The following is a 23,508-nucleotide window of genomic DNA, read 5'->3' on the forward strand; positions in this document are numbered from 1 at the left end:
GCATCGTCACCGGGCTAGGGTCAACCGCAGACGCCTAACCCAGACGGAGGACCTCGCGATGCGGCTATCAACCCGAAACCAGCTCAAAGGAACCATCACCGAGGTCGATCTCGGGACCGTGATGGCAATCGTGAAGGTGAAGCTCGACGGCGGCGACCAGGTCATCACCTCCTCCGTCACCAAGGACGCCGCCACCGATCTCGGCCTCAAGGTCGGGCAGCCCGCAACCGTGTTCATCAAGTCCACGGAAGTCACCATCGGCGTCGACTAACCCCATGGCGACGACGATGCGCGCCGAGCGCTTCTACGCGGACACCAAAAGGGTTGCGCTCGAAGACGTTCCAATACCGGAGCCCGGTCCCGGTGAAGTCCTGGTCAAGGTCGCCTTCTGCGGCATCTGCCATTCCGACCTGAGCCTTATCAACGGCACCTTCCCGGCGCAGCGCCCCGTGGTGATCCAGGGCCACGAAGCGTCGGGCACCATCGCGAAGCTGGGCCCCGAGGTGACCGGCTGGGCCGAGGGCGACCGCGTTGTGGTTGCCGCCGGTCGGCCCTGCCAGAAATGCGCGAACTGCCGGCGCGGCGATGTGGTGAATTGCCTACGGATCCAATTGATGGCGTTCGCTTACGACGGAGCGTGGGCCGAGTACACCCTGGCGCAGGCGGCGGGCCTGACCCGGGTACCGGACAACGTTCCGCTGGAGCAGGCCGCGATCCTGGCCGACGCGGTGTCCACCCCGTTCGGCGCGGTCGTCCGGACCGGAAAGGTGGCGGTCGGCGAGTCGGTCGGCGTGTGGGGCGTCGGCGGCCTCGGCACCCACATCGTCCAGCTGGCGCGGTTGGTCGGCGCCGTGCCGATCATCGCCGTCGACGTCAACCCCGCGGTCCTGGAGCGTGCCCTGGCCGTGGGCGCGGACTACGCGTTCGACTCCCGCGACGACGGGCTCAGGAACAAGATCGCCGACGTTACCGGCGGCCGGCTGCTGGATGTGGCCTTCGACGCCGTCGGGCTGAAGGCGACGTTCGAGCAGGGGCTCGATTGCCTCACCCCGGGCGGCCGCCTGGTGGGCGTCGGCATGAGCGCGCAGGCGCCGACCATCGGGCCCACCTCCCTGTTCGGTTTGACCCGCAAGCAGGTGCTCGGCCACCTGGGCTATCAGAACGTCGACATCGAGACCCTCGCGAAGCTGGTTTCGGCTGGGCGCCTTGACCTTTCACGGTCGATCAGCGAGATCGTCGCCCTGGAAGACGTGGCGCACGGCATCGAGATGCTCGAGCGTCAACAAGGCAACCCCATCCGTATCCTCGTCCAGCCCTGAGGCGCCGTTCTCCCGCGACACATAACCAGTTGCGACAACACGGCGAAACGGCGCGCAGCGGTTTATGTTTCGTCGCGCAGGAAGGCGCGCACCCGGTCCAGCACCAGCTCCGGACGCTGGTCGACGATCCAATGGCCGACGCCGTCGACCAGCTCCACCTTGAAATCGCTGATGTGGTCGGCATATCCGTCGGTCAGGTCGGGTGTGATCACCGGGTCTTCGGTGCCGGTCAGCCAGCGGACCGGCACCTCGACGCGGGCGTCGGCGTACTCGCCGCGCATCCAGCGCAGCATCTCCCCCGATTGGAAGCTGCGATACCACCGCGAACCCGCCTCCGCGTGGCCGGGCTGACGCATGCATTCGGTGTAGAGGCGGAGGTCCTCCTCGGGCAGCGCGTAGCCGCCACCCACCCAGGACCCGAGCACACGGCTCGCCCTCGAGTTGACATTGCTGATCATCCGCGGCCCGATGACCGGCAACGAGATCGGGATCTGATACCACAGCCGCCAGATGTTGCGCACCGCCCGCAGGTCGCGCTTCACCCACGGCGCCACCGTGTTCACCCCGAAGAAGCCGGTCACCTTTTGCGGGTGACGCAGCATCATGATGAACGCGGCCGGCCCACCCCAGTCGTGTGCGACGAGCTTGACCGTCTGGACGTTGAGGCGATCCAGGACGGCCGCCAGGTCGTCGGCCAGCTCGGTCTTGGTGTAACTCGAGCGGGGCGCCGAGCTCCAGCCGGCGCCGCGCAGGTCGGGGCACAGCACGCGATAGCCGTCGGCGGCCAGCGGCCCGATCAGGTTGTGCCATTCCCACCAGTTCTGGGGGAAGCCGTGCACCAGCATCACCGCCGGCCCGTCGGCCGGTCCCGCGTCGGCGACATGGATCGTCACACCGCTTCCGAGATCGACGTACCTGTGTTCGACACCGTCCAGCGCGGGCATAGTGACCATGAAGTGAGAACGTAGCCGCCTGCCGCGGGTTAGGCCAGGAACCGCTCGACGTACGGCGCGAAGCGGCGACGCAGGTCGGCCTCGTCCAGGCCGAACATCTCGCAGGAGGTCGCGACGTTGCCCAACCGGCCGCGCTGGTGCCCGGCCAGGTACTCGTCGATCGCCGTTCGAACTTCGTCGGTGAACGGCTCGCCGGCCAATGTGTATACCCGCTCGGCGACGCCGGTTTCGTCGGCCATGAAGTCGTCGAAGCGGATGTCGATCGAGCGTTCCGGGCCGATGGTCTCCCGATCGCGGACCAGGGCGGTGAGCATGTGCTCGAGACGGTCGATCCACGACGCCGCGATCCGTTCCACGGGCACCGGTGACCGGTGCATGCGTGCGGAGTAGGTGATCATCGCGATCATCGACAGCGCCACCGGCACCGGGTCACGGTGCGTGAAAACGACGGTGCTACCAGGAAATACACGCGTCAGCACCGGCACCTGCTCGAGATGCTGAGGCGACTTGAGCAACCAGCGCCGTCCGCCCCGCAAGAACTGCATGGCCCTGAGTTGCCGTGCGAGGTACTCGTAGTGCGGCGTCTGGTCGTGAGCCTGGTAGTACTCGCGCCAGCGGGGCACGTCGGCCAGCGTCTCGAAGAGCATGGTCGACAAATCGTTGGCGAGCAGTTGGATCTCTTCGTGGACGTGCTCGGTGGTCATCTCGTGCATCAGCGGGAAGTGGGGCATCACCGTGTTGATCAGCCCGACCGCGACGTCCATCCGAGCCCGGCGGGGATCCGGCTCGACCCCGGCCTCGGACGGCAAGGGAAACGGTTCGACGCTTTCCCAGTACGGCATGGCGCGAAAGGTGGGCGGCGCCGCCAGCAGGTTGTGCAGATGGGTGGTGCCGGTGCGCGGCAGGCCGGCGATGACCACCGGCGGTTGCAGCTCGATGTCGTCGATTTCCGGATGCCTGCGCACCAGGTCGGTCAACAGCAGCCGGTTCTTGAGCAACTGCAGCAGCTGCCCGAAGAAGTTCACCACCCCGGCCTCGTGCAGCCCGTCGATGTCGCGCAGCGCCGCGAGGTAGACCTCGAGCCGTTCGCGATAGTCGTCCGCACCGAAGTCGTCCAGGCCGGTGTCCGCGGCGGCCCTCGCATGCAACGCCTCGGCATCCAGCGGGCAGTCCGGCGCCAGCGTGGCCATCATGTCGAGCAGTTGTTGGGCCTCGGCGCTGAAGCGGGGCACGGCGAGGTCATCGAGGCGAACGGCGTCGGTCACGGCGACTTATGTTACTCTCAGTTTCGTAATGGTAGTGGATTTTGGCCGGCCCCGTGACCCACGCATCGACGGCGCGGTGCTGAGCGCGACGGTCGACCTGCTCGCCGAAACCGGCTATGCCGGGCTCTTGGTCTCCGCGATCGCGGAACGCGCCGGCACCAGCAAGCCCGCGATCTACCGGCGCTGGGCGAGCAAGGCGCACCTGGTCCATGAGGCGGTGTTCCCCATCGGTGTCTCGACCGAGCTACCCGATACCGGCTCACTGCCCGAGGACCTACGCGAAATGGTCCGTCGCTCAATGGCTTTCCTGACGACGCCGGCCGCCAGGGCGGCCTTGCCGGGCCTGGTGGGCGAGATGGCCGCGGACCCGACCCTGCACTCGGCGCTGCTGGAGCGATTCGCCGGCGTCATCGGCGGCGGCCTGACCGAGTTGCTGGAGCGGGCCGCGGGCCGCGGCGAGGTCCGGCCCGACGTGACCGCCACCGAACTCACCGACGCCATCGCCGGCATCACCCTGATGGGCTTGCTCACCCGTGTCGGTGAACTCGATGACGCCTGGGTCGATCGCACAACCACGTTGCTCCTGAAGGGAATCCGCGCATGACGCACGAAACGACCGCCGCGTGGCAGGAACTGCTCGCCACCCTGGGCACCCTGGACCGCTCCTTCCTGGAGGGCAACCGGGCGGTGACCGACGACCGCCACATCGCCGACGGCTACCGCATGCTCGCCAGCACGCTCGGCGTTGCCTTCGACGCCTACCTGTTCCCCGAGCCCGGCCGGCCCCAGTTCGTCGCGGTGAACACGCCGTTCCGCCGCGACCGCCGCTGGGGCGGCGACAACACCGACGCCTACTACTTCATGTGTCCGGTCGATCCGAAGCGCCGCTACCGCATCAGTGGCAATCACGGTGACAGCGTGTACTTTTCGGTGACCGCCTACAACGAGCCGTCACCGGGCGCGTGGTCCGACCGGGTGGTCGCGATCGTCCGCGACAGCGATCTCGACGTGGGCGCCGACGGCAACTTCGCCTTCGAACTCGGCCCCACCCCCGACGCCGCCGTGCTGATGACCCGCGACTACCAGGCCGACCCGCTGACCGGCCGCCCCGTCACCTGGTGGATCGAGGCGCTCGACGATCCGGAGCCGATCCGGCACGGCGACGCCGAGACCGCCGCGAGCCTGCGGGCGGTCGCGACCTGGTTGCGCACGATGTTCGCCATCGTGCCGCTGGCGGTAGGGACGCGCGTCGACGACGACCATGCCCTGGGGCACGAAACCGCGCACGCGGCAAATCAATTCGCCGATCCCTATCAAGTCCCCGACGCAAACTTCGGCTGGTCGGCGCGCGACGCCTGCTACTCATACGGCAGCTTTGTGCTCGCTGACGACGAAGCGCTGGTGATCACGCACCGGCCGCCCGCCTGCCGGTTCTGGAACCTGGTGGTGTGGAACCAATTCATGGCCACCTTCGGCGCCCCCGAGGGGCCGGACGCCCGCTGTTCGATCAACGGCCACAGCGCCGCGCTCAACAGCGACGGCTCGGTGACGATCGTCTTGTCCCGCGAATTGACCGGCCACCCGAATTCGCTGACCACACTGGGCTATCCGCGCGGCAACCTCGCCTTCCGGTGGTTCCTCGCCGACGAGGTGCCGCCGCGGCCGGAGGTGGACCTGGTGCAGGCGACACAGGCGCCCACCGCCACCAGCTAGCCCGCCGGCACTTAGATTTCGCGAACCAACTCGACGGCCCGGCCGAGCGTGCGAAGCTTCGCCTCCAGCGTGTCGCCGGCCGGGTAGAGCCGCACGGTGTTCACGCCGGCGTCGCGCCACACCGCAAGCCGCGCGCGGACCATCTCCTCGGTGCCGATCAGCGTAGTGGCCAACACCATTTCGTCGGTGACCAACGCGGCCGCGCCGTCGCGGTCGCCCCGCTGCCAGCGCTCGCGCACCTCGGCGGCGATGCCCGCCCAGCCCTGCCGGCTGTAGGCCTGGTTGTAGTAGTTCGTGCTCGACGACCCCATCCCGCCCAGGCTGAACGCGAGCTCCTTCTTGCGGCCGGCGACCATGGCGCGCAGTTCGTCCTCGTCCGAGGCGAACGCGACTTCGGCGCCCTGGCAGATGTCGACGTCGGCGCGCGCGCGGCCGGCGGCGGCCAGGCCCTCGTCGAGATGCGAGAAGTAGGCGGCGCCGGCACCCTCCGGGACGAAGCTGGTGCCCAGCCACCCGTCGGCGACCCGGCCCGTCAGCCGCAGCATCGCCGGAGACAGCGCGGCCAGATAGATCGGAATGGGATGCTCGGGCCGGGTCGACAACCGCATCGGCACCCCTTCGCCGCCGGGGAGCGGGATCTGAAACTGCTTGCCCGAGTAGGAGAGTTTGTCTCCGGTGAACACCTGCCGCACGATGTCGACGGTTTCGGAGATGCGGGCCAGGGGCGCGCTGAACGAGACGCCGTGCAAGCCCTCGATCACCTGCGGGCCGGACGCGCCCAGCCCGAGCAGGAAACGCCCGCCCGACAGGTTGGACAGCGTGATGGCGGTCTGCGCGACCATGACGGGCGATCGAACGCCGACCTGCAGGATGCCCGAGCCCAGCAGGATGCGTTCGGTCCGTGCCGCGAGGTAACCCAGGGCCGACGGTGCGTCGGAACCCCAGGCCTCGGCCACCCAGCACACATCGAGGCCCAGCTTCTCCGCCTCGACGACGAAGGTTGCGGTGTCCCGGCCGGCGCTCGACAACTCGACCGTGGTGGCGGTGCGCATCAGCGCACCCCGTGCTCGGCCAGTCTCTTGATCGCCGCGAGCGTCTTGCCGATCGCCGCCTCGAACTCGCGCATCCGCACGAACACGATCTTCTGTTCCTTGTCGGGCATCGATTCGATGGCCGCCGACAACCCCGAACGTCCCGGGCCCATCTGCATCCAGTAGCTCAGCGCCGTGCCGCCATCGCGGGAGTTCAGCCGGAACCGCCACATCGCCGCGGGGTTGTCGGGTTCCCCGACGGCCCAGGCGAATTCGCGCGGCTCGTCACACGCGACGATTTGCGAGGTGGTGGTCCATTGCCCGAACGCGTCGTGCTCGTTGTGTCCGACGAAGCGGGCGCCCACGCGCGGGCCGTCGGCGCCGTCGGCCCACTCCACCGCCTGCAGCTCGTTGCTGAGCGTCGGCATGAGCTTGATGTCGGAGACCAGGCTCCACACCCGGACCGGATCGGCATCGATCCACGTCGATGCCTCCACCGTCGGTTTGTCCGCGTACCGCGCGCCGGTCCACTCCACGCAGCCCATTGTGCCCCCGCACGTGAATACTCGGATCACGTGCGGGGTCGTGGGCGGCTGTCAGGCGGCCGCGGGCACCTGATCGGCCGACCGGTCGGGGCCGGCCTTGCGCAGGACCGAGTCCGGGAAGGTGAGCCGGACGATCTTGCGGACGACGGTGCCGAACTGACGCAGCAGCGGGCCGCGGTTGTAGGGGATTGCGTAGCGCTCGCAGATCGCTTGCACCTCGGGCGCGATCTCGGCGTAACGCCGCGCCGGCATGTCCGGGAACAGGTGGTGCTCGATCTGGTGGGACAGGTTGCCGGACAGCAGATGAAAGAGCCTGCCACCGGTGAGGTTTGCCGAACCGAGGACCTGGCGGAAGTACCACTGGCCGCGCGACTCGTCTTTGGTCTCCTCGACGGTGAACTCCTGGGTGCCGTCCGGGAAGTGGCCGCAGAAGATGATCATGTAGGACCAGACGTTGCGCATCAGGTTGGCCGACAGGTTGCCCGCGAAGACGAACGGCGCGAAGGGACCGGCTAGCAACGGGAAGGCCACGTAGTCCTTGAGCGTTTGCCGCCGCGTCTTCTTCCAGATCGCGCGCAGCACCTCACGCTTGTCGGCGAGCTCGATTTCGCCCGAGCGGATTCGCTCGGTTTCCAGTTCGTGCAGCGCGACGCCGTACTGGAACAGCACCATCAACAAGAAGGCGTAGAGCGGGTTGCCCAGGAAGTACGGCTGCCAGCGCTGGTCTTCGCTCATCCGCAGGATGCCGTAGCCGATGTCGCGGTCCATCCCCACGATGTTGGTGTGGGTGTGGTGCATGTAGTTGTGCGAATGGCGCCACTGATCGGCCGGGCACGCGGTGTCCCACTCGAAGGACCGGCCGGAGATGTTCGGGTCACGCATCCAGTCGTATTGGCCGTGCATGATGTTGTGGCCGATCTCCATGTTGTCCAGGATTTTCGACAACCCCAGCATCGTGGTTCCCAGCAGCCAGGCCGGCGGCAGGAACAGCAGCGCGCGGCCGCCGACTTCCAGCGCGCGCTGGGCCTTGATGACGCGGCGGATGTAGTCGGCGTCCTCCGCGCCGAGGCTGGCCATCACGCGTTCCCTGATGGCATCCAGTTCGCGGCCGAATGCGTCGGCCTGTTCCGGGGTCAGGTTGATCTTGTTCTGTGTCATGGCTTTTCCTCCAGTATTGGTTGGGACTAAAGCGACAGGTCCACATCGCCGACCGGGACGGACACACAGATCTGAACGTCCTCGTCGGGGCCGGTCGAGACCGCGCCGGTGATCAGGTTGCGCACCGTGCCGGTGGTCTTCCGCCGTGTGCAGGTGTGGCAGATGCCCATCCGGCAGCCGTTCTCGGGTGACAGGCCGGCCGATTCCGCCTGTTCCAGCAGGGGACGTCCGTCGTCGACGACATCGACCCCGCTGTCGGAGAACGTAACCCGCCCGCCCGAGGGATTGGCCGGCGCTTCGAAGGATGGTGGTACGAAGCTCTCGGTGTAGACGTTGTCGCAGTGGTTTCGGACGGCATCGACCAAAGGCGTTGGCCCGCAGACGAACACCGCATCGGGTGATGGCATCGCGGCGGCCAGATGCGCGGCGCCGAATCGGCCGGCGAGGTCGCCGCCCTCGGCTCGGGTGTAGCCATGCAGCACCCGGACCCCGGGCAGCGTCGCGAGCTCGTCGCGGTAGCACGCCTCGCCCGCGTTGCGGGCGTAATGGATGAACGCGATCTCGCCGGGGTGCCCCTCGGCGACCAGGCTGCGCACCATGGCCATCACCGGGGTGATGCCGCTTCCACCGGAAACGAACAAGATCCGACGCGGTCTTTGCGGCCCCGGCTCCGGCAACACGAAGTCGCCACCGACGCCGGCCAAACCGAACACCATGCCGGGGCGGGCGTGTTCGTACAGGTGGTTCGAAACCAGCCCGCCGTCGTGCTGCCCGATCGTCAGCTCGAGGTGGGCGGTCCCCTCGGCATTGGCCGGGGAATAGCAGCGGGTGTGCCGGCGGCCGTCGATCTCGACGGCAAGGTTGACGTACTGCCCGGCTTTGACGGTATGGGCGGATGTGAAGCTGTCGTTCGGAGCGAGGGTGAGGGTGACGCTGCGCGCGGTGGTGCGGCGCACGTCGATCACCTTGGCGCGGGCCTCCCCCAGCGTCCAGGTCGGCGCCACCAGCTCGGTGTACCGGTCGACGCCGTGCGGGCCGGTGAGCAGGTCGAGAAGGTCTGAACCCAAGACTCGCTTCCGAAAAGTCCGAGCGAGGGCTCGACCCGAAGTCTGAGCGGTTTGAGTGAACATATGTACACCGTGGGGCCATACCCCCCGGTCAGTCAAGCGTTTCCGCAGGTCTGTGGTAGGCTTCACACAGTGAACAGCCGTACTCCTAGCTCACGGGTGCGCGGTTCTGGTCGCGAGCGCTCGCGCGAAAGTCGGTCGCGTGAGGAGCGCAAGGAGGCGACCCGTCGCGCAATCATCGCCGCGGCACTCAAGCTGTTGCAGGACCGCAGCTTTTCCAGTCTCAGCCTGCGCGAGGTGACCCGTGAGGTCGGGATCGTGCCGGCCGCCTTCTATCGCCACTTCGAGTCGATGGAGGCCCTTGGGCTGGTCTTGATCGACGAGTCATTCCGAAGTTTGCGCGACACCCTGCGTGACGCGCGTGCCGGCAAGCTCGACCCGAACCGGGTGATCGAATCATCCGTCGAAATCCTGGTCGCCAGTGTGGCGCAGCGGCGGGAACATTGGCGATTCATTGCTCGTGAACGCAACAGCGGGCTCAGCGTGCTGCGCTATGCCATCCGCACCGAGATCCGGTTGATCACGTCCGAGTTGGCCACCGACCTGGCGCGCTTTCCACGGCTGCACGAGTGGACCACCGAGGATCTCAACGTACTCGCGACCCTGTTCGTCAACGCGATGATCGTCATCGCGGAGGCGATCGAGGATTCGCAGAGCGCCGAAACGCTGGAAGACATTCGGCGGCTCGCCGTCAAGCAGTTGCGGATGATCGCCATCGGCATCGCCGGCTGGAAGAGCAAGCCTTAGCCGCACCGCACCCGGAGTGAACAGTCGGACACTGGCTACCTCACTCCGTCGTCTGGGTGAAGTCCGGCGCCCCGTTCTCATCGACGACCTCATACAGCGACTGGCCGTCTTCGGGCGCGCCATCGATCTGGCCCCGATGAGCGCGTCCAGGAGGACCGTCGGCGAGCGCGTCCCCACCTTCCCCGGGGAAGTCGGGCGAGATGTCCGGCTCCTCTTCCGCCAGCCGGGCATCCAGCGATTCGCCCTCGCGCTCTTCCCGCGCGGTCATGCCGAACCGGTTCGCTTCGCTCCAGCCCTCGGGCGGGTCGACGACGATGTCGCCGTCGTCGTTGTGCAACTCGTCGGAGTCGGTGCCTTCGCTCGCGCTCAACATGTCCCCGGGGCCGCCCTCCTGGGGGAAGTCCGCGGGGTCCACCAGCTCGTCGGCTTGGGGGTCTTCGCTCATGCGGGAACGGTTGCCCGCCGGATCGGGGGGCTAAACGCGACCCGCCCCTAGCGGGGCGACCGCCACATCGCCCACATCGTGGGACCGCCGTCGGGGACCACGATCTCGCGGGTCACCGCGAAGCCGAAACGTTCGTAATACGGCACGTTTTCGGGCTTGCTCGACTCGAGGTAGGCCGGACAGTATTCGGCGTCGCAGCGATCCAGCCGCGACCGCATCAACGCCTGCCCGAAGCCCCGCCCGCGGACCGAGGGGTCGCTCCCGATCACGGCGAGATACCAATGCGGCTCTTCGGGATGCATGCGCTTCATGAGCTCCTGCAGGCCGCGGGCCCTCGCGGTACGAAGGCCGAACACCCGCAGAAACGTCGGAATCATCGCCAGTTCGCCCCGGCGAGTCTCGCGCCACTGATTCGGCGGATCCCACAGGGCCGCCGCGCCGATGTCCGGGCCGTCGCAGGCCACCTCGACGCCGCCGCAGCCCAAATGGTGGTGGCGGGTCATCGTTGCGAACAACCGGTGCAGGTTGGCGGCCCGGTCCTTCGGGTCGGGCAGCAGCCAGGTCGTCACCGGGTCGTCGTAAAAGGCCCGGCCCAGGGTGCGCGACAGCTCGCGCACATCGGCCTTGCGCGCCGGGCGTGGCTGGGGAGTCACCCGAGTCAGGCTAGCGGGTGAGCCACGTCCGGGTGTCATGACCGGAGCGGCGGGTACGTTGGGGCGGTGACCGGCGTTTCGCGTCGCGCATTCGGGCGGATGGCCGCCGGTGCGGGCATGCTCGGCACAGCCGGGCTACCCGCCGGCTGTGGGCGCCCGGGTAATGACCACGCCGGTCCCGCCGCCCCGCCACCGCCCGCGGTAAAGCGGGTGGGCGTGGTCCTCTCGCACGAACAGTTCCGCACCGACCAGCTGGTGGCGCAGGCGCAGGCGGCCGAACAGGCCGGCTTTCAGTATGTCTGGGCCAGCGACCACATCCAGCCATGGCAGGACAACGAGGGACATTCGATGTTCCCGTGGCTGACGCTGGCGCTGGTGGGCAACGCCACCAGCCGCATCGCGTTCGGCACCGGGGTCACCTGCCCCACGTACCGTTATCACCCGGCAGTGGTGGCACAGGCGTTCGCCTCGCTGGCGATCCTCAGCCCCGGCCGGGTATTCCTGGGGGTCGGCACCGGGGAACGGCTCAACGAACAGGCGACCACCAACACATTCGGCAAATACGCCGAGCGCCACGACCGGCTGGTCGAGGCGATCAACTTGATCCGCCAGTTGTGGAGCGGATCGCGAACCTCGTTCACCGGCCGGTACTTTCAGACCAACGCGCTGAAGCTCTACGACACACCGTCCACACCGCCACCGATCTTCGTGGCGGCCAGCGGACCCAAGAGCGCGGCTGTGGCCGGTCAATACGGTGACGGCTGGATCGGTCAGGCCCGGGATGTCACGAACCCCGCACTCGTGGCCGCATTCAGCGCCGGCGCGGAGGCCGCCGGCCGCGACCCGGGCAGCCTGGGCAAGCGCGCGGAGCTGTTCGCTGTCGTCGGCGATAACACCGAGGCGACGACGGCCGCCAGCCTATGGCGCTTCACCGCCGGCGCCGTCGACCAGCCGAATCCGGTCGAAATACAGCGCGCCGCGGCGGTCAATCCCATCGACAAGGTGCTGGCCAATTGGACCGTCGGCACCGACCCCGCCCCCCACATCAAGGCGGTGCAAGCGGTCCTGGACGCCGGCGCCGTGCCGTTTCTGCATTTCCCCCAGAGCAATCCGCTGACGGCCATCGACTTCTACCGCACCAACGTCTTGCCCAAGTTGCACTAGACGGACCTGGGCTCGACCTCGGGCTGGATGTAGACGACGCGCACCGCGGGCACCGCCTCCCGAATGCGCGCCTCCGCGTTTCTGATCACATCGGCCGCGACCGCGAATTCCCGCTCGGGGCCGATCACGACCTTGGCGGCCACCACCATCTGGTCCGGGGCGAGGTACTGGGTGCGCAGGTCAAGGACGTTGTCGACGTGCTCGGCCCGCTGCAGGGCCGACCGAATCATCTTGCACTGGTTGGTCGTTGCCCCCTCGCCGATCAACAGGCTGTGCGTCTCGACGATCAAAACCACGGCGATCACGGCCAGCAGCGCCCCGATGCCCAGCGTGCTGACCGCGTCCCACAACGGGTTTCCCGTGACCACCGTGAGTGTCACGCCCGCAAGCGCTACGCCGAGACCGAGCAGCGCGGCGCTGTCTTCGAGGCGCACCACGGGCGGCTCCGGGATGCGCGAATTCCGGATGAACGCCGGCCGACGGGCGCCGCGGGAGGATGCCCGCGTGACGCAACGGGGTACATCATGGACAATCCCGCCTATGGACCTATCGGACCCGAGTTCCCAGCACGAGCTGGCGAGGCGCATGGCCGAACTGGCCCGCGACATCGCCGCACCACGCGACCTCGGTCAGGTGCTCGCCGACGTGACCGCCGCCGCGGTGGAGCTGATACCGGGCGCCGACATTGCCGGCGTGCTGCTGATCAAGGGGGGCGGAGATTTCGAGTCGGTCGCGGACACCGACAGCCTGGTTGCGCAGCTCGACAAGCTGCAGCACGACTTCAGTGAGGGTCCCTGTCACGACGCCGCGCTGAAGGAAACGATCGTGCGCACCGACGACCTCCGCGAGGAACCACGCTGGCCCCGTTATGCGCCGGCGGCCGTGGAACGCGGTGTGCTGAGCAGCCTCTCGTTCAAGCTGTACACCGCGGAGCGCACGGCCGGCGCGCTGAACCTGTTCAGCTTCCGGCCGGGCGCATGGGATACCGAGGCCGAGACCATCGGCACCGTCTTCGCCGCACACGCCGCCTCCGCGATCATGGCCGGGCGCCACGGGCAGCAGATGCAATCGGCGCTGTCGACGCGAGACCGGATCGGTCAGGCCAAGGGCATCATCATGGAGCGCTACGGCGTGGACGAGCTGCGCGCCTTCGACCTACTGCGCCGCCTGTCCCAGGAGAGCCAGGCCAAGCTCGTCGACGTTGCGCAGCGCGTCATCGATACTCGCAGCGACGACTGATTCCCCGCCGCCGCCATTTACGATGGGGTGGCTTCATCGATGAGTCCGGCGCGACGCGGCGCCGGGGAACGGGTGGCCACCGTGTGGGATTTCGAAACAGACCCGGAATATCAGGCAAAGCTCGACTGGGTCGAAAAGTTCATGGTCGACGAGCTCGGACCGCTCGATCTGGTCGCTCTCGACCCCTACGACAAGAAGAACGCCGAGATGATGGCGATCCTGCGGCCGTTGCAGCAGCAGGTGAAGGATCAGGGCCTGTGGGCCGCGCATCTGCGGCCAGAGCTCGGCGGCCAGGGCTTCGGCCAGGTCAAGCTCGCGCTGCTCAACGAGATCCTCGGCCGTTCCCGCTGGGCGCCGTCGGTGTTCGGCTGCCAGGCGCCCGATTCGGGCAACGCCGAGATCCTGGCGATGTTCGGGACCGACGAACAGAAGGCCCGCTACCTGCAGCCGCTGCTCGACGGCGAGATCACCTCGTGCTATTCGATGACCGAGCCGCAGGGCGGTTCCGATCCCGGACAGTTCGTCACCGCCGCTACCCGCGACGGCGACTACTGGGTGATCAACGGGGAGAAGTGGTTCTCCACCAACGCCAAGCACGCCTCGTTCTTCATCGTCATGGCGGTGACGAACCCCGAGTCGCGCACGTACGACAAGATGTCCCTTTTCATCGTCCCGGCCGAGACACCGGGCATCGAGATCGTCCGCAACGTGGGCGTGGGAGCAGAATCGTCGGCGCGCGCCAGCCACGGGTATGTCCGCTACACCGACGTGCGCGTCCCGGCCGATCACGTGCTGGGCGGTGAGGGTCAGGCGTTCATGATCGCGCAGACCCGGCTCGGTGGTGGGCGCATTCACCACGCGATGCGCACGATCGCGTTGGCGCGCAGCGCTTTTGACATGATGTGCGAGCGTGCCGTGTCCCGAAAGACGCGCCACGGGCGACTGTCCGATTTTCAGATGACCCAGGAGAAGATCGCGGACAGCTGGATTCAGATCGAACAGTTCCGGCTGCTCGTGTTGCGCACCGCGTGGTTGATCGACAAGCACCACGACTACCAGAAGGTGCGCCGCGACATCGCGGCGGTCAAGGTGGCCATGCCCCAGGTGCTGCACGACGTCGTGCAACGGGCCATGCACCTGCACGGTGCGCTCGGCGTCTCCGACGAGATGCCGTTCGTCAAGATGATGGTGGCGGCCGAGTCGCTGGGCATCGCCGACGGCGCCACCGAACTGCACAAGATGACGGTGGCCCGCCGCACCTTGCGCGAATACCAGCCGGTTACAACGCCATTCCCGTCCGCGCACATACCCACCCGGCGCGCGGAAGCCCAGGCGCGGCTGGCCGAGCGGCTCGAGCATTCCGTCGCGGAGTTCTGACCCGGCTCGCCTGGGCGCCTCACGACACCTAAACCTTGGCGACGACACGCCGTAAAGGGCCGCCGTGGTTTAGGTTTCGCGGTAGTAGGTCACGACACGTAGCGGACGATGCTCTCGGCCACACACGCCGGCTTGGGCGCGCCCTCGATCTCGACGGTGGTCGACATGGTCGCCTGCACGGTGCCGTTTCCGACGTCGTCGACGCTGACCAGTGACGTCTGCGCGCGCACCCGGGAGCCGACCGGCACCGGGGCGGGGAAGCGAACCTTGTTGAGGCCGTAGTTGATTGCGAGCTTGATGCCGTTGACCGTGTAGATCTGGTGCTGCAGGCGCGGCAACAGGGCCAGGGTCATGAAACCGTGGGCGATCGTCCCGCCGAAGGGACCGGCGGCGGCGCGTTCCGGGTCGACGTGGATCCACTGGTGATCGCCGGTCGCGTTGGCGAACAGATTGACATCTTCCTGGGTGATGGTCACCCAGTCGCTGTGGCCGATGGTTTCGCCGGTAGCGGCCGCGAGCTCGGCTACTGATTCGAAGGTGCGCATTGAGGTTCCTCCTTGACTCCGGGCGCTAAGAATAGCGCCGAGGTCCTCGTGCCGGATCAGCCATCCCGGCCACCGCAGCACGCACGATCTGGTTTGGCGGCGCATGCACGGGGAACCCCGTCGGAAGTCAAGACCCGCACCGGAGGGGAGCAAATGGGAGAGCCGAAGGGCCACAAGACAGAGTCCGACGTCGAACCGGAGGCTCACGAGTCTCGGTCACGCGCCGCGGCCGGAGAGGCCGACGGCTCGTACGTGGGAGCGGCTGGTTCCGACGATTCTTTCGATGCTGGGGAAACGGGTGCCGAAGCGCGGAGCCAGCAAGGCTGACTCCCCTGCACCTCGGCGGATCGGCTACCGAAGTGCGCCGATCGCGGCCTGCAATTTGGTGGTGGCCTGATCCGCGACCTCCTGCAGGGCCCCCTGCTCGCCTGTCACCTTCACCATGAGTTGCGGATCCATCGCTTCGACGAGAACCGCATCGTTTTCGGCGGGATCGGTCCGCACCACGACATTGCACGGCAGTAACTGGCCGATCTGGCGGTGGATGCCCAGCGCGCGATGCGCCAGCACCGGGTTGCAGGCACCGAGGATCACATAGTCCTCCATGTCCTCCCCGAGCTTGTTTTTCAGCGTGGCTTTAACGTCGATCGTGGTCAGCACTCCGAAACCCTGTTCGGCCAGAGCTTTGGTGGTCTGCTCCACCGCTTCCTCAAACGAGGTGTGCAACGTGGCGGTCAATCCTGATGTCATTTCTTCCTCCTCGGTTTCGATCTACCCGGAATTTCGTTCGGCGCTAAGGTAATTCGCAGCCGGCTGGTCACAACTAACCCGCGGTGCGCGGGCGTTGCAGCTGGGTGAACTGCGGAACCGCACCCAAGGTGGCGACCGCATCGAACAGCGCGATCGAGTCCGCGGCGTCGGGCAACGCGGTCAGGACCGGCCCGAAGAACGCATGCCCGTCGATCCGCAGGATCGGGCTCCCCCCGGTTTCGCCGAGCGCGTCTTGCGCCGCCTGGTGTCCGCGTCGCACGACTTCGTCCAGCGATGCGTCCGAGGTGACCGCGGCGGTGGTGTCTCGCGCACCGGCCGCGGTCAAAACGTGGGCGACGAGACTGTCGTCAAGGGGTTCGGAGCCGTCGAAGTACCGTTCACCAAACGCGAAGTACGCGGCGGTCCACCCGGCGGCGCCGTTTTCGCGCGCGATGGCGGCCATCAGCCGGCCAACTTTTTGCGAGTCGCGCATGCGGGCCTGCTGAGGGGCCGGGAGTTCTCGCCCCTCGTTGAGCACCGCCAAACTCATCAGCTGCCAATCGACAGCCATGCCGGTCTTCTCGGCAACGGCGCGGAGCCACCGTGCGGTGTTCCACGAAAACGGGCACACCGGGTCCAACCAGAGTGTGACCGCCGATCCGGCTCGACCGCTTTCAGCGGGGTTCATTGCGCTTCCCTTTCGTCGGCACCGGCCCGTCAGGCCAGACTCAGGAACAGTTTTTCCAGCTCATCGATCGACACGGCCGGCCCGTCGGTGGGACTACCCTCCGGTCGGGCGATGCAGTCGCGCAGCCCCGAGGCAATGATCTTGAAGCCGGCGCGATCCAGCGCCCGTGATACCGCGGCCAGTTGGGTAACGACGTCCTTACAGCTGCGGCGCTGCTCGATCATCGCGATGACGCCGCCGAGCTGACCGTGCGCCCGACGCAACCGGGCCAGGACGGCGTCCATGTCGCCGGGGTCGTGAACTTCGTTTGCCATGACTCCTTCATACCATACCCACGGGGGTATACCGAGACCGATTGATAATACCCGGGGGGGTATGGTACGAATTGAGCTACGGTTCATGCCGCGACACGTGGGTACCAGGCACGCGATCACGTGCAACGTGTGCCCGCTGGCCCTCAGGTGCGGGCCAAACGGCCCTATTCGCAGGGGCGATGCGGGCTGAGACTCCGTACCAGAACGACCAGGTCACGAGGGAAGGAAACGTCAGTGTCCACGTTTCTCAGACGGGCGTGGGTGCCGCTGGTCGTCGTGGTGGCAGTCGCCCTCGGCGGCATCGCCGTCGAGCGGCTCCGCGGCGTCTTCGGATCCGACGCGATTTTTACCGCGACGGGCCGTAGCGCCGAACCACTCGAACCCTCACACATCAAGCAAGTGACCTACGAGGTCTACGGCCCCAGCGGCACAACGGGAACCGTGAGCTACCTCGACAACAACGCGCAGCCGGAACAGGTGGACTTCACCACGCTGCCGTGGACCTTCACGGTCACCACCACGGTGCCCGCCGTGATCGCCAGCGTGGTGGCGCAAGGCAACAGCGACGACATCGGGTGCCGCATCACCGTCAACGGTGTGGTCAAGGACCAGCGCTCCTCGGCCGGGCGCCACGCCCAAACCTCCTGTCTGGTGAAGGCCGCATGAACACCGACACCGACGCCCGTCCGAAATTCATGCGATTCGTCCGCAGGTTCGCGTGGCCCATCATCATCGGCTGGCTATTACTCACCGTCGCCCTAAACGTGCTTGTGCCGCCGATCGAGTCGGTCGCAAGGAACCACGCGGTGACGATGTCGCCCCAGGACGCTCCGGCGATGATCGCCGCCAAGCGCATCGGCGCAACCTTTCACGAGTCGGACTCCGACAGCACCGGGATGATCGTCTTGGAGAGCGATAAGCAGCTCGGCGACGAGGCGCACCGCTACTACGACGCCTTGGTGCGCAAGCTGCAGGCCGACCCCAAGCACGTCCAGCACGTCCAGAACGTGTGGGGAGATCCACTCACCGCCGCGGGTGTCCAGAGCCGCGACGGCAAGGCCGCCTACGTCCAACTGAACCTGGCCGGCAACCAGGGCAGCACCATGGGCAACCAGTCCGTCGACGCGGTGCGGAAGATCGTCGACAATTCAGAGCCCCCCAAGGGACTCAAGGTCTACGTCACCGGTCCGGGCCCCCTGACCACGGACATGAACGAGGCCGCCGACAAGAGCATGTTCAAGATGATGGGCGTCACGGGTGTCGTCATCATGATCATGCTTTTCATCGCCTATCGTTCCGTCAGCACGGTTCTTCTGGTCCTGGTCATGGTCGGCTTCGAGATGGGCACGGCCAGGGGGCTTGTCGCGCTGCTTGGAAACAATGAGCTGTTGGGATTCTCGACCTTCGTCGTTGCGATGCTGTCCTCGTTGGCGATCGCGGCGGGCACGGACTACGCGATCTTCCTCATCGGGCGTTACCAGGAGGCGCGTCAGGCCGGTCAAGACCGAGAAACCGCCTACTACACGATGTTTCGCGGTACCTCGCACATCATCTTGGGCTCGGGATTGACGATCGCCGGTGCCACGTTCTGCCTGCACCTGGCGCGCCTGTCGTACTTCAAGGCGCTGGGCATTCCGTCCGCCTTGGGCCTGCTCGTCGTCGTGGCGGGAGCGATGACCGCGGCCCCCGCCGTCGTTGCGGTGGCAACCCGGTTCGGCCTGCTCGACCCGAGACGGATGATCAAGACGCGCGGTTGGCGGCGCATCGGCACCGCCACCGTGCGCTGGCCCGGCCCGGTTTTCGCGGCCTCGCTGGTCATCGCGATCGTCGGCATTCTCATCATGCCGAGCATGAAGGTCAGCTACAACGACCGCTTCTACATACCCCGCGGCCTCCCGTCGAGCGTCGGGTATGCGGCCGCGGAGCGCCATTTCAGCGCCGCCACAATGAATCCCGACATCCTGATGATCGAAAGCGATCACGACATGCGGAACAGCGGCGACATGATCATCCTCGACAGGCTTGCCAAAGACATCTTTCGCTCGCCCGGAATCGCGATGGTGCAGAGCATCACCCGGCCGCTGGGCGGCCCCATCGAGCACACCTCCATACCCTTCCAGATCAGCGCCCAATCGATCCCGATCCAGCAGAACCTGCAGTTCATGCGGGACCGCACCGACGACATGCTCAAGATGAGTGACGACCTCGGCGCCATGATCGTCTCGATGCAGCGGATGCAGGGCTTGGTCGGGCAGATGAGCGGCGCCACCCATCACATGGTCGGCGACATGCACGAGATGCAGGCCACGCTGGACGAGATGCGCGACCACCTTGCGGATTTCGACGATTTCGCTCGCCCGTTCCGCAGCTATCTGTATTGGGAACAGCACTGTTTCAACATCCCGGTGTGCTGGGCTGCGAGGTCGGTGTTCGAGGCGATCGATGGTGTGGACAAGTTCAGCGAGAACATGAGCACGCTGATCAATGACGTGAACAACGTCGACGCGATATTGCCCCAGATGCTCGCCGAATTCCCACCGATCATCGCCGTCGCACAGTCGATGCAGGGGACTCTGCTCACCATGCACAGCAGCTTCTCCGGTCTGGTCACCCAAATGGCGCAGATGACGGACACAGCGAGCGCGATGGGTCAGGCCTTCGACGCTTCCCGCAGTGGCGACTACTTCTACCTGCCGCCAGAAGCGTTCCAGAATCCTGACTTTCAGCGCGGGCTGAAGCTGTTCTTGTCGCCGGACGGCAAGGCCGCCCGCTTCATCATCACCCACGATGCGGACCCGGCAACGCCGGCGGGCATCTCCGCGGTCATGCCGGAATTGGCCGCCGCACATCAAGCGGTGAAGGGTACGACCCTGACGGGCGCCAAGTTCTACCTCGCGGGCACGGCGGCAATTTACCGCGACATTCAGTCGGGCTCCCACTACGACCTGCTGATCGTGGGGCTCGCGGCGCTGACGTTGATCTTCGTCGTGATGCTGATCATCACGCGTGCGCTGGTCGCATCCCTAATGATCGTCGGCACGGTGCTGCTCTCGCTGGGTGCCGCCTTCGGGCTCTCGGTGTTGGTGTGGCAACACCTGTTGGGACTGGAATTGAACTGGATCGCACCGGTATTCGGGCTGATCATCCTGCTGGCGGTCGGATCCGACTACAACCTGCTGCTGGTTTCCCGGTTCCAGGAGGAGATCGGAGCGGGACTGAAGACCGGCATCATCCGCTCCATGGGCGGGACGGGTGGCGTGGTCACCTCGGCGGGTCTGGTCTTCGCCTTCACCATGATGTCGATGGTCGCCAGCGACCTGCGCTCAATCGGCCAGGCCGGCAGCACGATTGGTCTCGGCCTGCTGTTCGACACGTTGATCGTGCGCTCGTTGATGACGCCGTCGATCGCGGCGCTGCTGGGGCGTTGGTTCTGGTGGCCGATGCGCGTGCGGCCCCGCCCCGCCAGCGCCATGCTGCGGCCCTTCGGACCCCGTCGCCTCGTTCGTTCCCTCCTGCTCGGCGAGGAGGCCGACGCGCCAATCACCAAGCCCGAAAAAGCGATGGCGTCGACGGCGAGGTAAAGACCAGGGGCGCGGCAAGATGGGGTTGTGCGGCTGCTGATGATTTCCGATACCCACGTCCCCAAGCGCGCCCGCGACCTGCCGGCACGAATTTGGGATGAGGTGGACGCGGCCGACGTCGTCGTGCATGCCGGCGACTGGGTGGTGCCCGAGCTGCTCGAGGAACTCGAAGCCAGGTCGACCCGGCTGGTCGCCTGCTGGGGCAACAACGACGGGCCGGCACTGCGGGCGAGGCTGCCGGAACGGGCGGACGTGACCCTGGCGGGCGTGCGATTCACGGTGGTGCACGAGACCGGCGCGGCGACGGGCCGCGAAGCCCGGATGTCGCGGTTGTATCCCGACACCCAGGTCCTGGTGTTCGGGCACAGCCACATCCCCTGGGACACCCGCACCGACACCGGCCTGCGCCTGCTCAATCCGGGCTCGCCGACGGACCGGCGCCGACAACCGTTCTGCACCTACATGACCGCCGACGTCGCCGACGGGACGCTCGCCGACGTGGTCCTGCATCGCCTCCCGTAGTAGCGGGTACATACCTTCTGCACAGCTTCTACACATATATAGCTCGGCTACAGAGGTATTATGGAACAGGTGAAGTCAAGTACCGACGTGGTCACCGAGGTGTTTCGCGTCGTCGGCAGATTTCGCCGGCAACTCCGGCGGTCGGCCGGCCGCGGCTTCGATTCGTCGCGGCTGACCGAGTCACAGTCCGAGCTGCTGTGGCTGGTGGGCCGGCGGCCGGGCATCTCGGTCAACGCTGCTGCCGCCGAGCTCGGGCTGGCGCCCAACACCGCCTCCACCCTGGTGTCCAAGCTGGTATCCGGCGGTTTGCTGATGCGCACCGTCGGGGACACGGACCGCAGGGTCGGCCGGTTACACCTCGCCGAGCCCGCCCAGCAGATCGTCGACGCGTCCCGGGCCGCGCGGCGAGCAGTGCTGGCCGAGGTGCTCGCCGAACTTGACGACGACCAAATCGAGTCTTTGACAAGAGGATTGGAGGTCATTGAATTGATGACCCAGACACTGCAGGAGCGACGGCCATGAGCGCATCACTGCCGATGGCGATCGATGCCAGGCACCTGATCTATCGGTACGGCCAGTTCACCGCCGTCAACGACGTGACGTTGCAGGTGCGGCCGGGCGAAACCATGGGCCTGCTCGGTCCGAACGGCGCCGGGAAGACGACCATGGTCCGGATGCTCACCACGCTGGCGCCGGTGCAACAGGGCGAATTGCGCGTCTTCGGGCTGGACGCCCGCCGTCAAACCACCGATATTCGCAGCAACATCGGTTATGTGCCGCAACAACTCTCGATCGAGCCCGCATTGACGGGCCGGCAAAACGTCGAATGGTTCGCGCGACTCTACGGGGTGCCCCGGGCCGAGCGATCCGACCGGGTCGGGCAGGCGCTGGCGGCCATGGACCTGCTTGACGTTGCCGACCGGCTGGCCTCCGCCTACTCCGGCGGCATGGTCCGCCGTCTCGAGGTGGCGCAGGCACTGGTGAACCGGCCGTCACTGCTGGTTCTCGACGAACCGACCGTCGGGCTGGACCCGATCGCGCGCGACGGCGTCTGGACACAGGTGCAGAAGATGCAGGCGCAGTTCGGGATGACCGTGCTGCTGACCACCCACTACATGGAAGAGGCCGACGCGTTGTGCGATCGCGTCGCACTGATGCACCAGGGTGAGTTGCGCGCGGTGGGCACGCCCGCCAAGTTGAAGTCGACGGTGTCGCCGCGCGCAACCCTCGAGGACGTGTTCCGCCACTATGCCGCCTCGGGCTTGGAGGAAGATTCGGCGGGATCGTTCCGCGAAATCCGGTCTGCCAGAAAGGTTGCGCGCCGTGTCGGTTGATAGCGCCATGCCGGGGACCCTGGTCCGCGCGCCGCGCGGATGGCAACGGGTCGGCGCCGTGTTGAGCCGGATCGGCGCGTTCGCGATCGTCGAACTGCAGAAGTTGCAGCACGACAGGACCGAGCTCGTCACCCGGATGGTGCAGCCGGCGCTGTGGCTTTTGATCTTCGGAACCACCTTCAGCCATCTGCACGTCATCCAGACCGGGTCGGTGTCCTACCTGGCCTTCCTGGCGCCGGGGATCATTGCCCAGTCGGCGCTGTTCATCTCGATTTTCTATGGGATACAGATCATTTGGGATCGAGACGCCGGTGTCCTGGCCAAGCTGATGGTGACGCCGGCGCCCGCGTCGGCACTGATCACGGGCAAGGCGTTTGCGGCCGGGGTCCGCTCGGTGGCCCAGGTGGTCGGCGTGATGGCATTGGCGTATCTGATGAATGTCGGCCTGACGGTCAACCCGCTGCGAATTCTGGCGGCGATGGCCGTCGTCATGCTCGGCGCCGCGTTCTTCGCCTGCCTGTCGATGACGCTGGCCGGCCTGGTGCGCAATCGCGATCGCTTGATGGGAATAGGCCAGGCGATCACGATGCCGCTGTTCTTCGCCTCCAACGCGCTGTACCCAGTCGACGTGATGCCGACGTGGCTGCACGTGTTGAGCAGGGTCAACCCGCTCAGCTACGAGGTCAACGCCCTACGGGGACTGCTCATCGGCACGCCCTTCAACCCGATGGACATCGCCGTGCTGGTGGTGGCCGCGGTGCTCGGAATCGCCGCGGCGTCAACGTTATTGCGCCGACTCGTCGCCTAGGGACGGCGGGCGGCGTTAGCCGATGCGCCGGCCGTTGGGAAGGCCGGCGTGCGTTCCGATCGCCAATCGTGATCCAACGGTGACGATTCCGGGCTGACTCCCAATCGTTAGCCAACCGCGATGTGAAGCTTCGGCCGTGACAGGCGAATTGAGCCCTCCCCACGTGTTTGACTGCCCAGCGAACAGATTCGACCGCCGCACACGGCAGATGAAAGTTGGGATGGGTAGAG

At 66.7% G+C, this 23,508-nt stretch carries 27 protein-coding genes; 14 read left to right on the plus strand and 13 right to left on the minus strand.

What is annotated here, in order from left to right; all coding sequences use genetic code 11:
* Window positions 1-58 precede the first annotated feature (58 nt).
* On the plus strand, window positions 59-271 hold the full coding sequence (locus tag A5781_RS10855) for a molybdopterin-binding protein (protein ID WP_067204823.1): 213 nt from the start codon (window positions 59-61) through the stop codon (window positions 269-271).
* Window positions 272-275: 4 nt separating this feature from the next.
* The gene (locus tag A5781_RS10860; RefSeq protein WP_067204826.1) at window positions 276-1,319 is read left to right on the plus strand and encodes a zinc-binding dehydrogenase; all 1,044 of its coding nucleotides are present in this window, start codon (window positions 276-278) and stop codon (window positions 1,317-1,319) included.
* Between the two features lie 62 nt (window positions 1,320-1,381).
* Here A5781_RS10860 and A5781_RS10865 read toward each other — a convergent pair whose 3' ends face one another.
* Both A5781_RS10865 and A5781_RS10870 read right to left on the minus strand, forming a co-directional pair.
* Window positions 1,382-2,272 (minus strand): alpha/beta fold hydrolase, encoded by an 891-nt coding sequence (locus tag A5781_RS10865; protein WP_067204829.1) that lies wholly within the window; start codon window positions 2,270-2,272, stop codon window positions 1,382-1,384.
* Between the two features lie 29 nt (window positions 2,273-2,301).
* Window positions 2,302-3,537, minus strand: coding sequence for a sulfotransferase (locus A5781_RS10870; RefSeq protein ID WP_067204831.1), 1,236 nt, complete (start codon window positions 3,535-3,537; stop codon window positions 2,302-2,304).
* Window positions 3,538-3,565: 28 nt separating this feature from the next.
* On the opposite strand from A5781_RS10870, the gene A5781_RS10875 reads away from it, so the two are divergent.
* On the plus strand, window positions 3,566-4,141 hold the full coding sequence (locus A5781_RS10875) for a TetR/AcrR family transcriptional regulator (protein WP_067204833.1): 576 nt from the start codon (window positions 3,566-3,568) through the stop codon (window positions 4,139-4,141).
* Window positions 4,138-5,250: a DUF1214 domain-containing protein gene (locus A5781_RS10880; protein WP_067204835.1), complete on the plus strand. Its 1,113-nt coding sequence runs from the start codon at window positions 4,138-4,140 to the stop codon at window positions 5,248-5,250. Before A5781_RS10875 ends, A5781_RS10880 begins: the two co-directional genes overlap by 4 nt.
* A gap of 11 nt (window positions 5,251-5,261) precedes the next feature.
* Here A5781_RS10880 and A5781_RS10885 read toward each other — a convergent pair whose 3' ends face one another.
* Genes A5781_RS10885 through A5781_RS10900 form a run of 4 tightly spaced genes read right to left on the minus strand, consistent with a single transcriptional unit; the run spans window position 5,262 to window position 9,114 of the window.
* Window positions 5,262-6,302: an LLM class flavin-dependent oxidoreductase gene (locus A5781_RS10885; RefSeq protein WP_067204838.1), complete on the minus strand. Its 1,041-nt coding sequence runs from the start codon at window positions 6,300-6,302 to the stop codon at window positions 5,262-5,264.
* The gene (locus A5781_RS10890; protein WP_197503781.1) at window positions 6,302-6,826 is read right to left on the minus strand and encodes an SRPBCC family protein; all 525 of its coding nucleotides are present in this window, start codon (window positions 6,824-6,826) and stop codon (window positions 6,302-6,304) included. The genes A5781_RS10885 and A5781_RS10890 overlap by 1 nt, the downstream gene beginning before the upstream one ends.
* Before the next feature lie 51 nt (window positions 6,827-6,877).
* Window positions 6,878-7,984: an acyl-CoA desaturase gene (locus tag A5781_RS10895; protein WP_067204841.1), complete on the minus strand. Its 1,107-nt coding sequence runs from the start codon at window positions 7,982-7,984 to the stop codon at window positions 6,878-6,880.
* A 26-nt stretch (window positions 7,985-8,010) separates the two neighbouring features.
* Window positions 8,011-9,114 (minus strand): ferredoxin reductase, encoded by a 1,104-nt coding sequence (locus tag A5781_RS10900; protein ID WP_067204844.1) that lies wholly within the window; start codon window positions 9,112-9,114, stop codon window positions 8,011-8,013.
* Between the two features lie 96 nt (window positions 9,115-9,210).
* On the opposite strand from A5781_RS10900, the gene A5781_RS10905 reads away from it, so the two are divergent.
* Window positions 9,211-9,858 (plus strand): TetR family transcriptional regulator, encoded by a 648-nt coding sequence (locus A5781_RS10905; protein ID WP_197503788.1) that lies wholly within the window; start codon window positions 9,211-9,213, stop codon window positions 9,856-9,858.
* Window positions 9,859-9,898: 40 nt separating this feature from the next.
* On the opposite strand, the gene A5781_RS10910 is transcribed toward A5781_RS10905, so the two are convergent.
* Together A5781_RS10910 and A5781_RS10915 are read right to left on the minus strand one after the other, a co-directional pair.
* A complete protein-coding gene (locus tag A5781_RS10910; protein ID WP_067204848.1) occupies window positions 9,899-10,303 on the minus strand; it encodes a hypothetical protein in 405 nt (134 codons plus the stop codon).
* A 47-nt stretch (window positions 10,304-10,350) separates the two neighbouring features.
* Window positions 10,351-10,956: a GNAT family N-acetyltransferase gene (locus A5781_RS10915; RefSeq protein WP_067204851.1), complete on the minus strand. Its 606-nt coding sequence runs from the start codon at window positions 10,954-10,956 to the stop codon at window positions 10,351-10,353.
* A gap of 66 nt (window positions 10,957-11,022) precedes the next feature.
* Between A5781_RS10915 and A5781_RS10920 the strand changes: the two genes are divergently transcribed.
* The gene (locus A5781_RS10920; protein ID WP_067204854.1) at window positions 11,023-12,120 is read left to right on the plus strand and encodes a F420-dependent hydroxymycolic acid dehydrogenase; all 1,098 of its coding nucleotides are present in this window, start codon (window positions 11,023-11,025) and stop codon (window positions 12,118-12,120) included.
* On the opposite strand, the gene A5781_RS10925 is transcribed toward A5781_RS10920, so the two are convergent.
* The gene (locus tag A5781_RS10925; protein ID WP_197503784.1) at window positions 12,117-12,557 is read right to left on the minus strand and encodes a cation diffusion facilitator family transporter; all 441 of its coding nucleotides are present in this window, start codon (window positions 12,555-12,557) and stop codon (window positions 12,117-12,119) included. The two genes, A5781_RS10920 and A5781_RS10925, sit on opposite strands and share 4 nt — an antisense overlap.
* A gap of 103 nt (window positions 12,558-12,660) precedes the next feature.
* Between A5781_RS10925 and A5781_RS10930 the strand changes: the two genes are divergently transcribed.
* Window positions 12,661-13,359 (plus strand): GAF and ANTAR domain-containing protein, encoded by a 699-nt coding sequence (locus A5781_RS10930; RefSeq protein ID WP_067205030.1) that lies wholly within the window; start codon window positions 12,661-12,663, stop codon window positions 13,357-13,359.
* 39 nt (window positions 13,360-13,398) lie between these two features.
* Window positions 13,399-14,736: an acyl-CoA dehydrogenase family protein gene (locus A5781_RS10935; RefSeq protein ID WP_156624544.1), complete on the plus strand. Its 1,338-nt coding sequence runs from the start codon at window positions 13,399-13,401 to the stop codon at window positions 14,734-14,736.
* An 89-nt stretch (window positions 14,737-14,825) separates the two neighbouring features.
* Here A5781_RS10935 and A5781_RS10940 read toward each other — a convergent pair whose 3' ends face one another.
* The 4 genes from A5781_RS10940 to A5781_RS10955 all read right to left on the minus strand — a co-directional run bounded on the left by A5781_RS10940 (window position 14,826) and on the right by A5781_RS10955 (window position 17,033).
* A complete protein-coding gene (locus A5781_RS10940; RefSeq protein WP_067204857.1) occupies window positions 14,826-15,281 on the minus strand; it encodes a MaoC family dehydratase in 456 nt (151 codons plus the stop codon).
* Window positions 15,282-15,632: 351 nt separating this feature from the next.
* The gene (locus A5781_RS10945) at window positions 15,633-16,031 is read right to left on the minus strand and encodes a DUF302 domain-containing protein (RefSeq protein WP_067204860.1); all 399 of its coding nucleotides are present in this window, start codon (window positions 16,029-16,031) and stop codon (window positions 15,633-15,635) included.
* 73 nt (window positions 16,032-16,104) lie between these two features.
* On the minus strand, window positions 16,105-16,719 hold the full coding sequence (locus A5781_RS10950; RefSeq protein ID WP_067204863.1) for a DsbA family protein: 615 nt from the start codon (window positions 16,717-16,719) through the stop codon (window positions 16,105-16,107).
* Window positions 16,720-16,748: 29 nt separating this feature from the next.
* Complete coding sequence (locus A5781_RS10955; RefSeq protein WP_067204865.1) at window positions 16,749-17,033, minus strand: metal-sensitive transcriptional regulator; 285 nt, start codon at window positions 17,031-17,033, stop codon at window positions 16,749-16,751.
* 234 nt (window positions 17,034-17,267) lie between these two features.
* Here A5781_RS10955 and A5781_RS10960 point away from each other — a divergent pair, with 234 nt between their 5' ends.
* Genes A5781_RS10960 through A5781_RS10985 form a run of 6 tightly spaced genes read left to right on the plus strand, consistent with a single transcriptional unit; the run spans window position 17,268 to window position 23,278 of the window.
* Window positions 17,268-17,699, plus strand: a complete 432-nt coding sequence (locus tag A5781_RS10960) for an MmpS family transport accessory protein (protein WP_067204868.1) — start codon at window positions 17,268-17,270, stop codon at window positions 17,697-17,699.
* Window positions 17,696-20,614, plus strand: coding sequence for an RND family transporter (locus tag A5781_RS10965; protein WP_067204871.1), 2,919 nt, complete (start codon window positions 17,696-17,698; stop codon window positions 20,612-20,614). Before A5781_RS10960 ends, A5781_RS10965 begins: the two co-directional genes overlap by 4 nt.
* Before the next feature lie 27 nt (window positions 20,615-20,641).
* Window positions 20,642-21,136: a metallophosphoesterase gene (locus tag A5781_RS10970; RefSeq protein ID WP_067204874.1), complete on the plus strand. Its 495-nt coding sequence runs from the start codon at window positions 20,642-20,644 to the stop codon at window positions 21,134-21,136.
* 60 nt (window positions 21,137-21,196) lie between these two features.
* Window positions 21,197-21,658, plus strand: a complete 462-nt coding sequence (locus tag A5781_RS10975) for a MarR family winged helix-turn-helix transcriptional regulator (protein ID WP_067204878.1) — start codon at window positions 21,197-21,199, stop codon at window positions 21,656-21,658.
* Window positions 21,655-22,470: an ATP-binding cassette domain-containing protein gene (locus A5781_RS10980; RefSeq protein ID WP_067204881.1), complete on the plus strand. Its 816-nt coding sequence runs from the start codon at window positions 21,655-21,657 to the stop codon at window positions 22,468-22,470. Before A5781_RS10975 ends, A5781_RS10980 begins: the two co-directional genes overlap by 4 nt.
* Entirely contained in the window at window positions 22,460-23,278 is an 819-nt protein-coding gene (locus A5781_RS10985) for an ABC transporter permease (RefSeq protein WP_067205036.1), read from the plus strand. Before A5781_RS10980 ends, A5781_RS10985 begins: the two co-directional genes overlap by 11 nt.
* Window positions 23,279-23,508 lie beyond the last annotated feature (230 nt).

Origin of the sequence: Mycobacterium sp. 852002-30065_SCH5024008 (assembly GCF_001665645.1) — a bacterium.
GTDB classification, from domain to species: Bacteria; Actinomycetota; Actinomycetes; order Mycobacteriales; family Mycobacteriaceae; genus Mycobacterium; species Mycobacterium paraffinicum.

Bases quoted from the DNA above. Each gene is read 5' to 3' on its own strand.
- A5781_RS10855 (WP_067204823.1), top strand. From the start codon at position 59: ATGCGGCTATCAACCCGAAACCAGCTCAAAGGAACCATCACCGAGGTC.
- A5781_RS10860 (WP_067204826.1), top strand. From the start codon at position 276: ATGGCGACGACGATGCGCGCCGAGCGCTTCTACGCGGACACCAAAAGG.
- A5781_RS10865 (WP_067204829.1), bottom strand. From the start codon at position 2,272: ATGGTCACTATGCCCGCGCTGGACGGTGTCGAACACAGGTACGTCGAT.
- A5781_RS10875 (WP_067204833.1), top strand. From the start codon at position 3,566: ATGGTAGTGGATTTTGGCCGGCCCCGTGACCCACGCATCGACGGCGCG.
- A5781_RS10880 (WP_067204835.1), top strand. From the start codon at position 4,138: ATGACGCACGAAACGACCGCCGCGTGGCAGGAACTGCTCGCCACCCTG.
- A5781_RS10885 (WP_067204838.1), bottom strand. From the start codon at position 6,302: ATGCGCACCGCCACCACGGTCGAGTTGTCGAGCGCCGGCCGGGACACC.
- A5781_RS10890 (WP_197503781.1), bottom strand. From the start codon at position 6,826: ATGGGCTGCGTGGAGTGGACCGGCGCGCGGTACGCGGACAAACCGACG.
- A5781_RS10895 (WP_067204841.1), bottom strand. From the start codon at position 7,984: ATGACACAGAACAAGATCAACCTGACCCCGGAACAGGCCGACGCATTC.
- A5781_RS10900 (WP_067204844.1), bottom strand. From the start codon at position 9,114: ATGTTCACTCAAACCGCTCAGACTTCGGGTCGAGCCCTCGCTCGGACT.
- A5781_RS10910 (WP_067204848.1), bottom strand. From the start codon at position 10,303: ATGAGCGAAGACCCCCAAGCCGACGAGCTGGTGGACCCCGCGGACTTC.
- A5781_RS10930 (WP_067205030.1), top strand. From the start codon at position 12,661: ATGGACCTATCGGACCCGAGTTCCCAGCACGAGCTGGCGAGGCGCATG.
- A5781_RS10935 (WP_156624544.1), top strand. From the start codon at position 13,399: ATGAGTCCGGCGCGACGCGGCGCCGGGGAACGGGTGGCCACCGTGTGG.
- A5781_RS10940 (WP_067204857.1), bottom strand. From the start codon at position 15,281: ATGCGCACCTTCGAATCAGTAGCCGAGCTCGCGGCCGCTACCGGCGAA.
- A5781_RS10945 (WP_067204860.1), bottom strand. From the start codon at position 16,031: ATGACATCAGGATTGACCGCCACGTTGCACACCTCGTTTGAGGAAGCG.
- A5781_RS10950 (WP_067204863.1), bottom strand. From the start codon at position 16,719: ATGAACCCCGCTGAAAGCGGTCGAGCCGGATCGGCGGTCACACTCTGG.
- A5781_RS10955 (WP_067204865.1), bottom strand. From the start codon at position 17,033: ATGGCAAACGAAGTTCACGACCCCGGCGACATGGACGCCGTCCTGGCC.
- A5781_RS10965 (WP_067204871.1), top strand. From the start codon at position 17,696: ATGAACACCGACACCGACGCCCGTCCGAAATTCATGCGATTCGTCCGC.
- A5781_RS10975 (WP_067204878.1), top strand. From the start codon at position 21,197: ATGGAACAGGTGAAGTCAAGTACCGACGTGGTCACCGAGGTGTTTCGC.
- A5781_RS10980 (WP_067204881.1), top strand. From the start codon at position 21,655: ATGAGCGCATCACTGCCGATGGCGATCGATGCCAGGCACCTGATCTAT.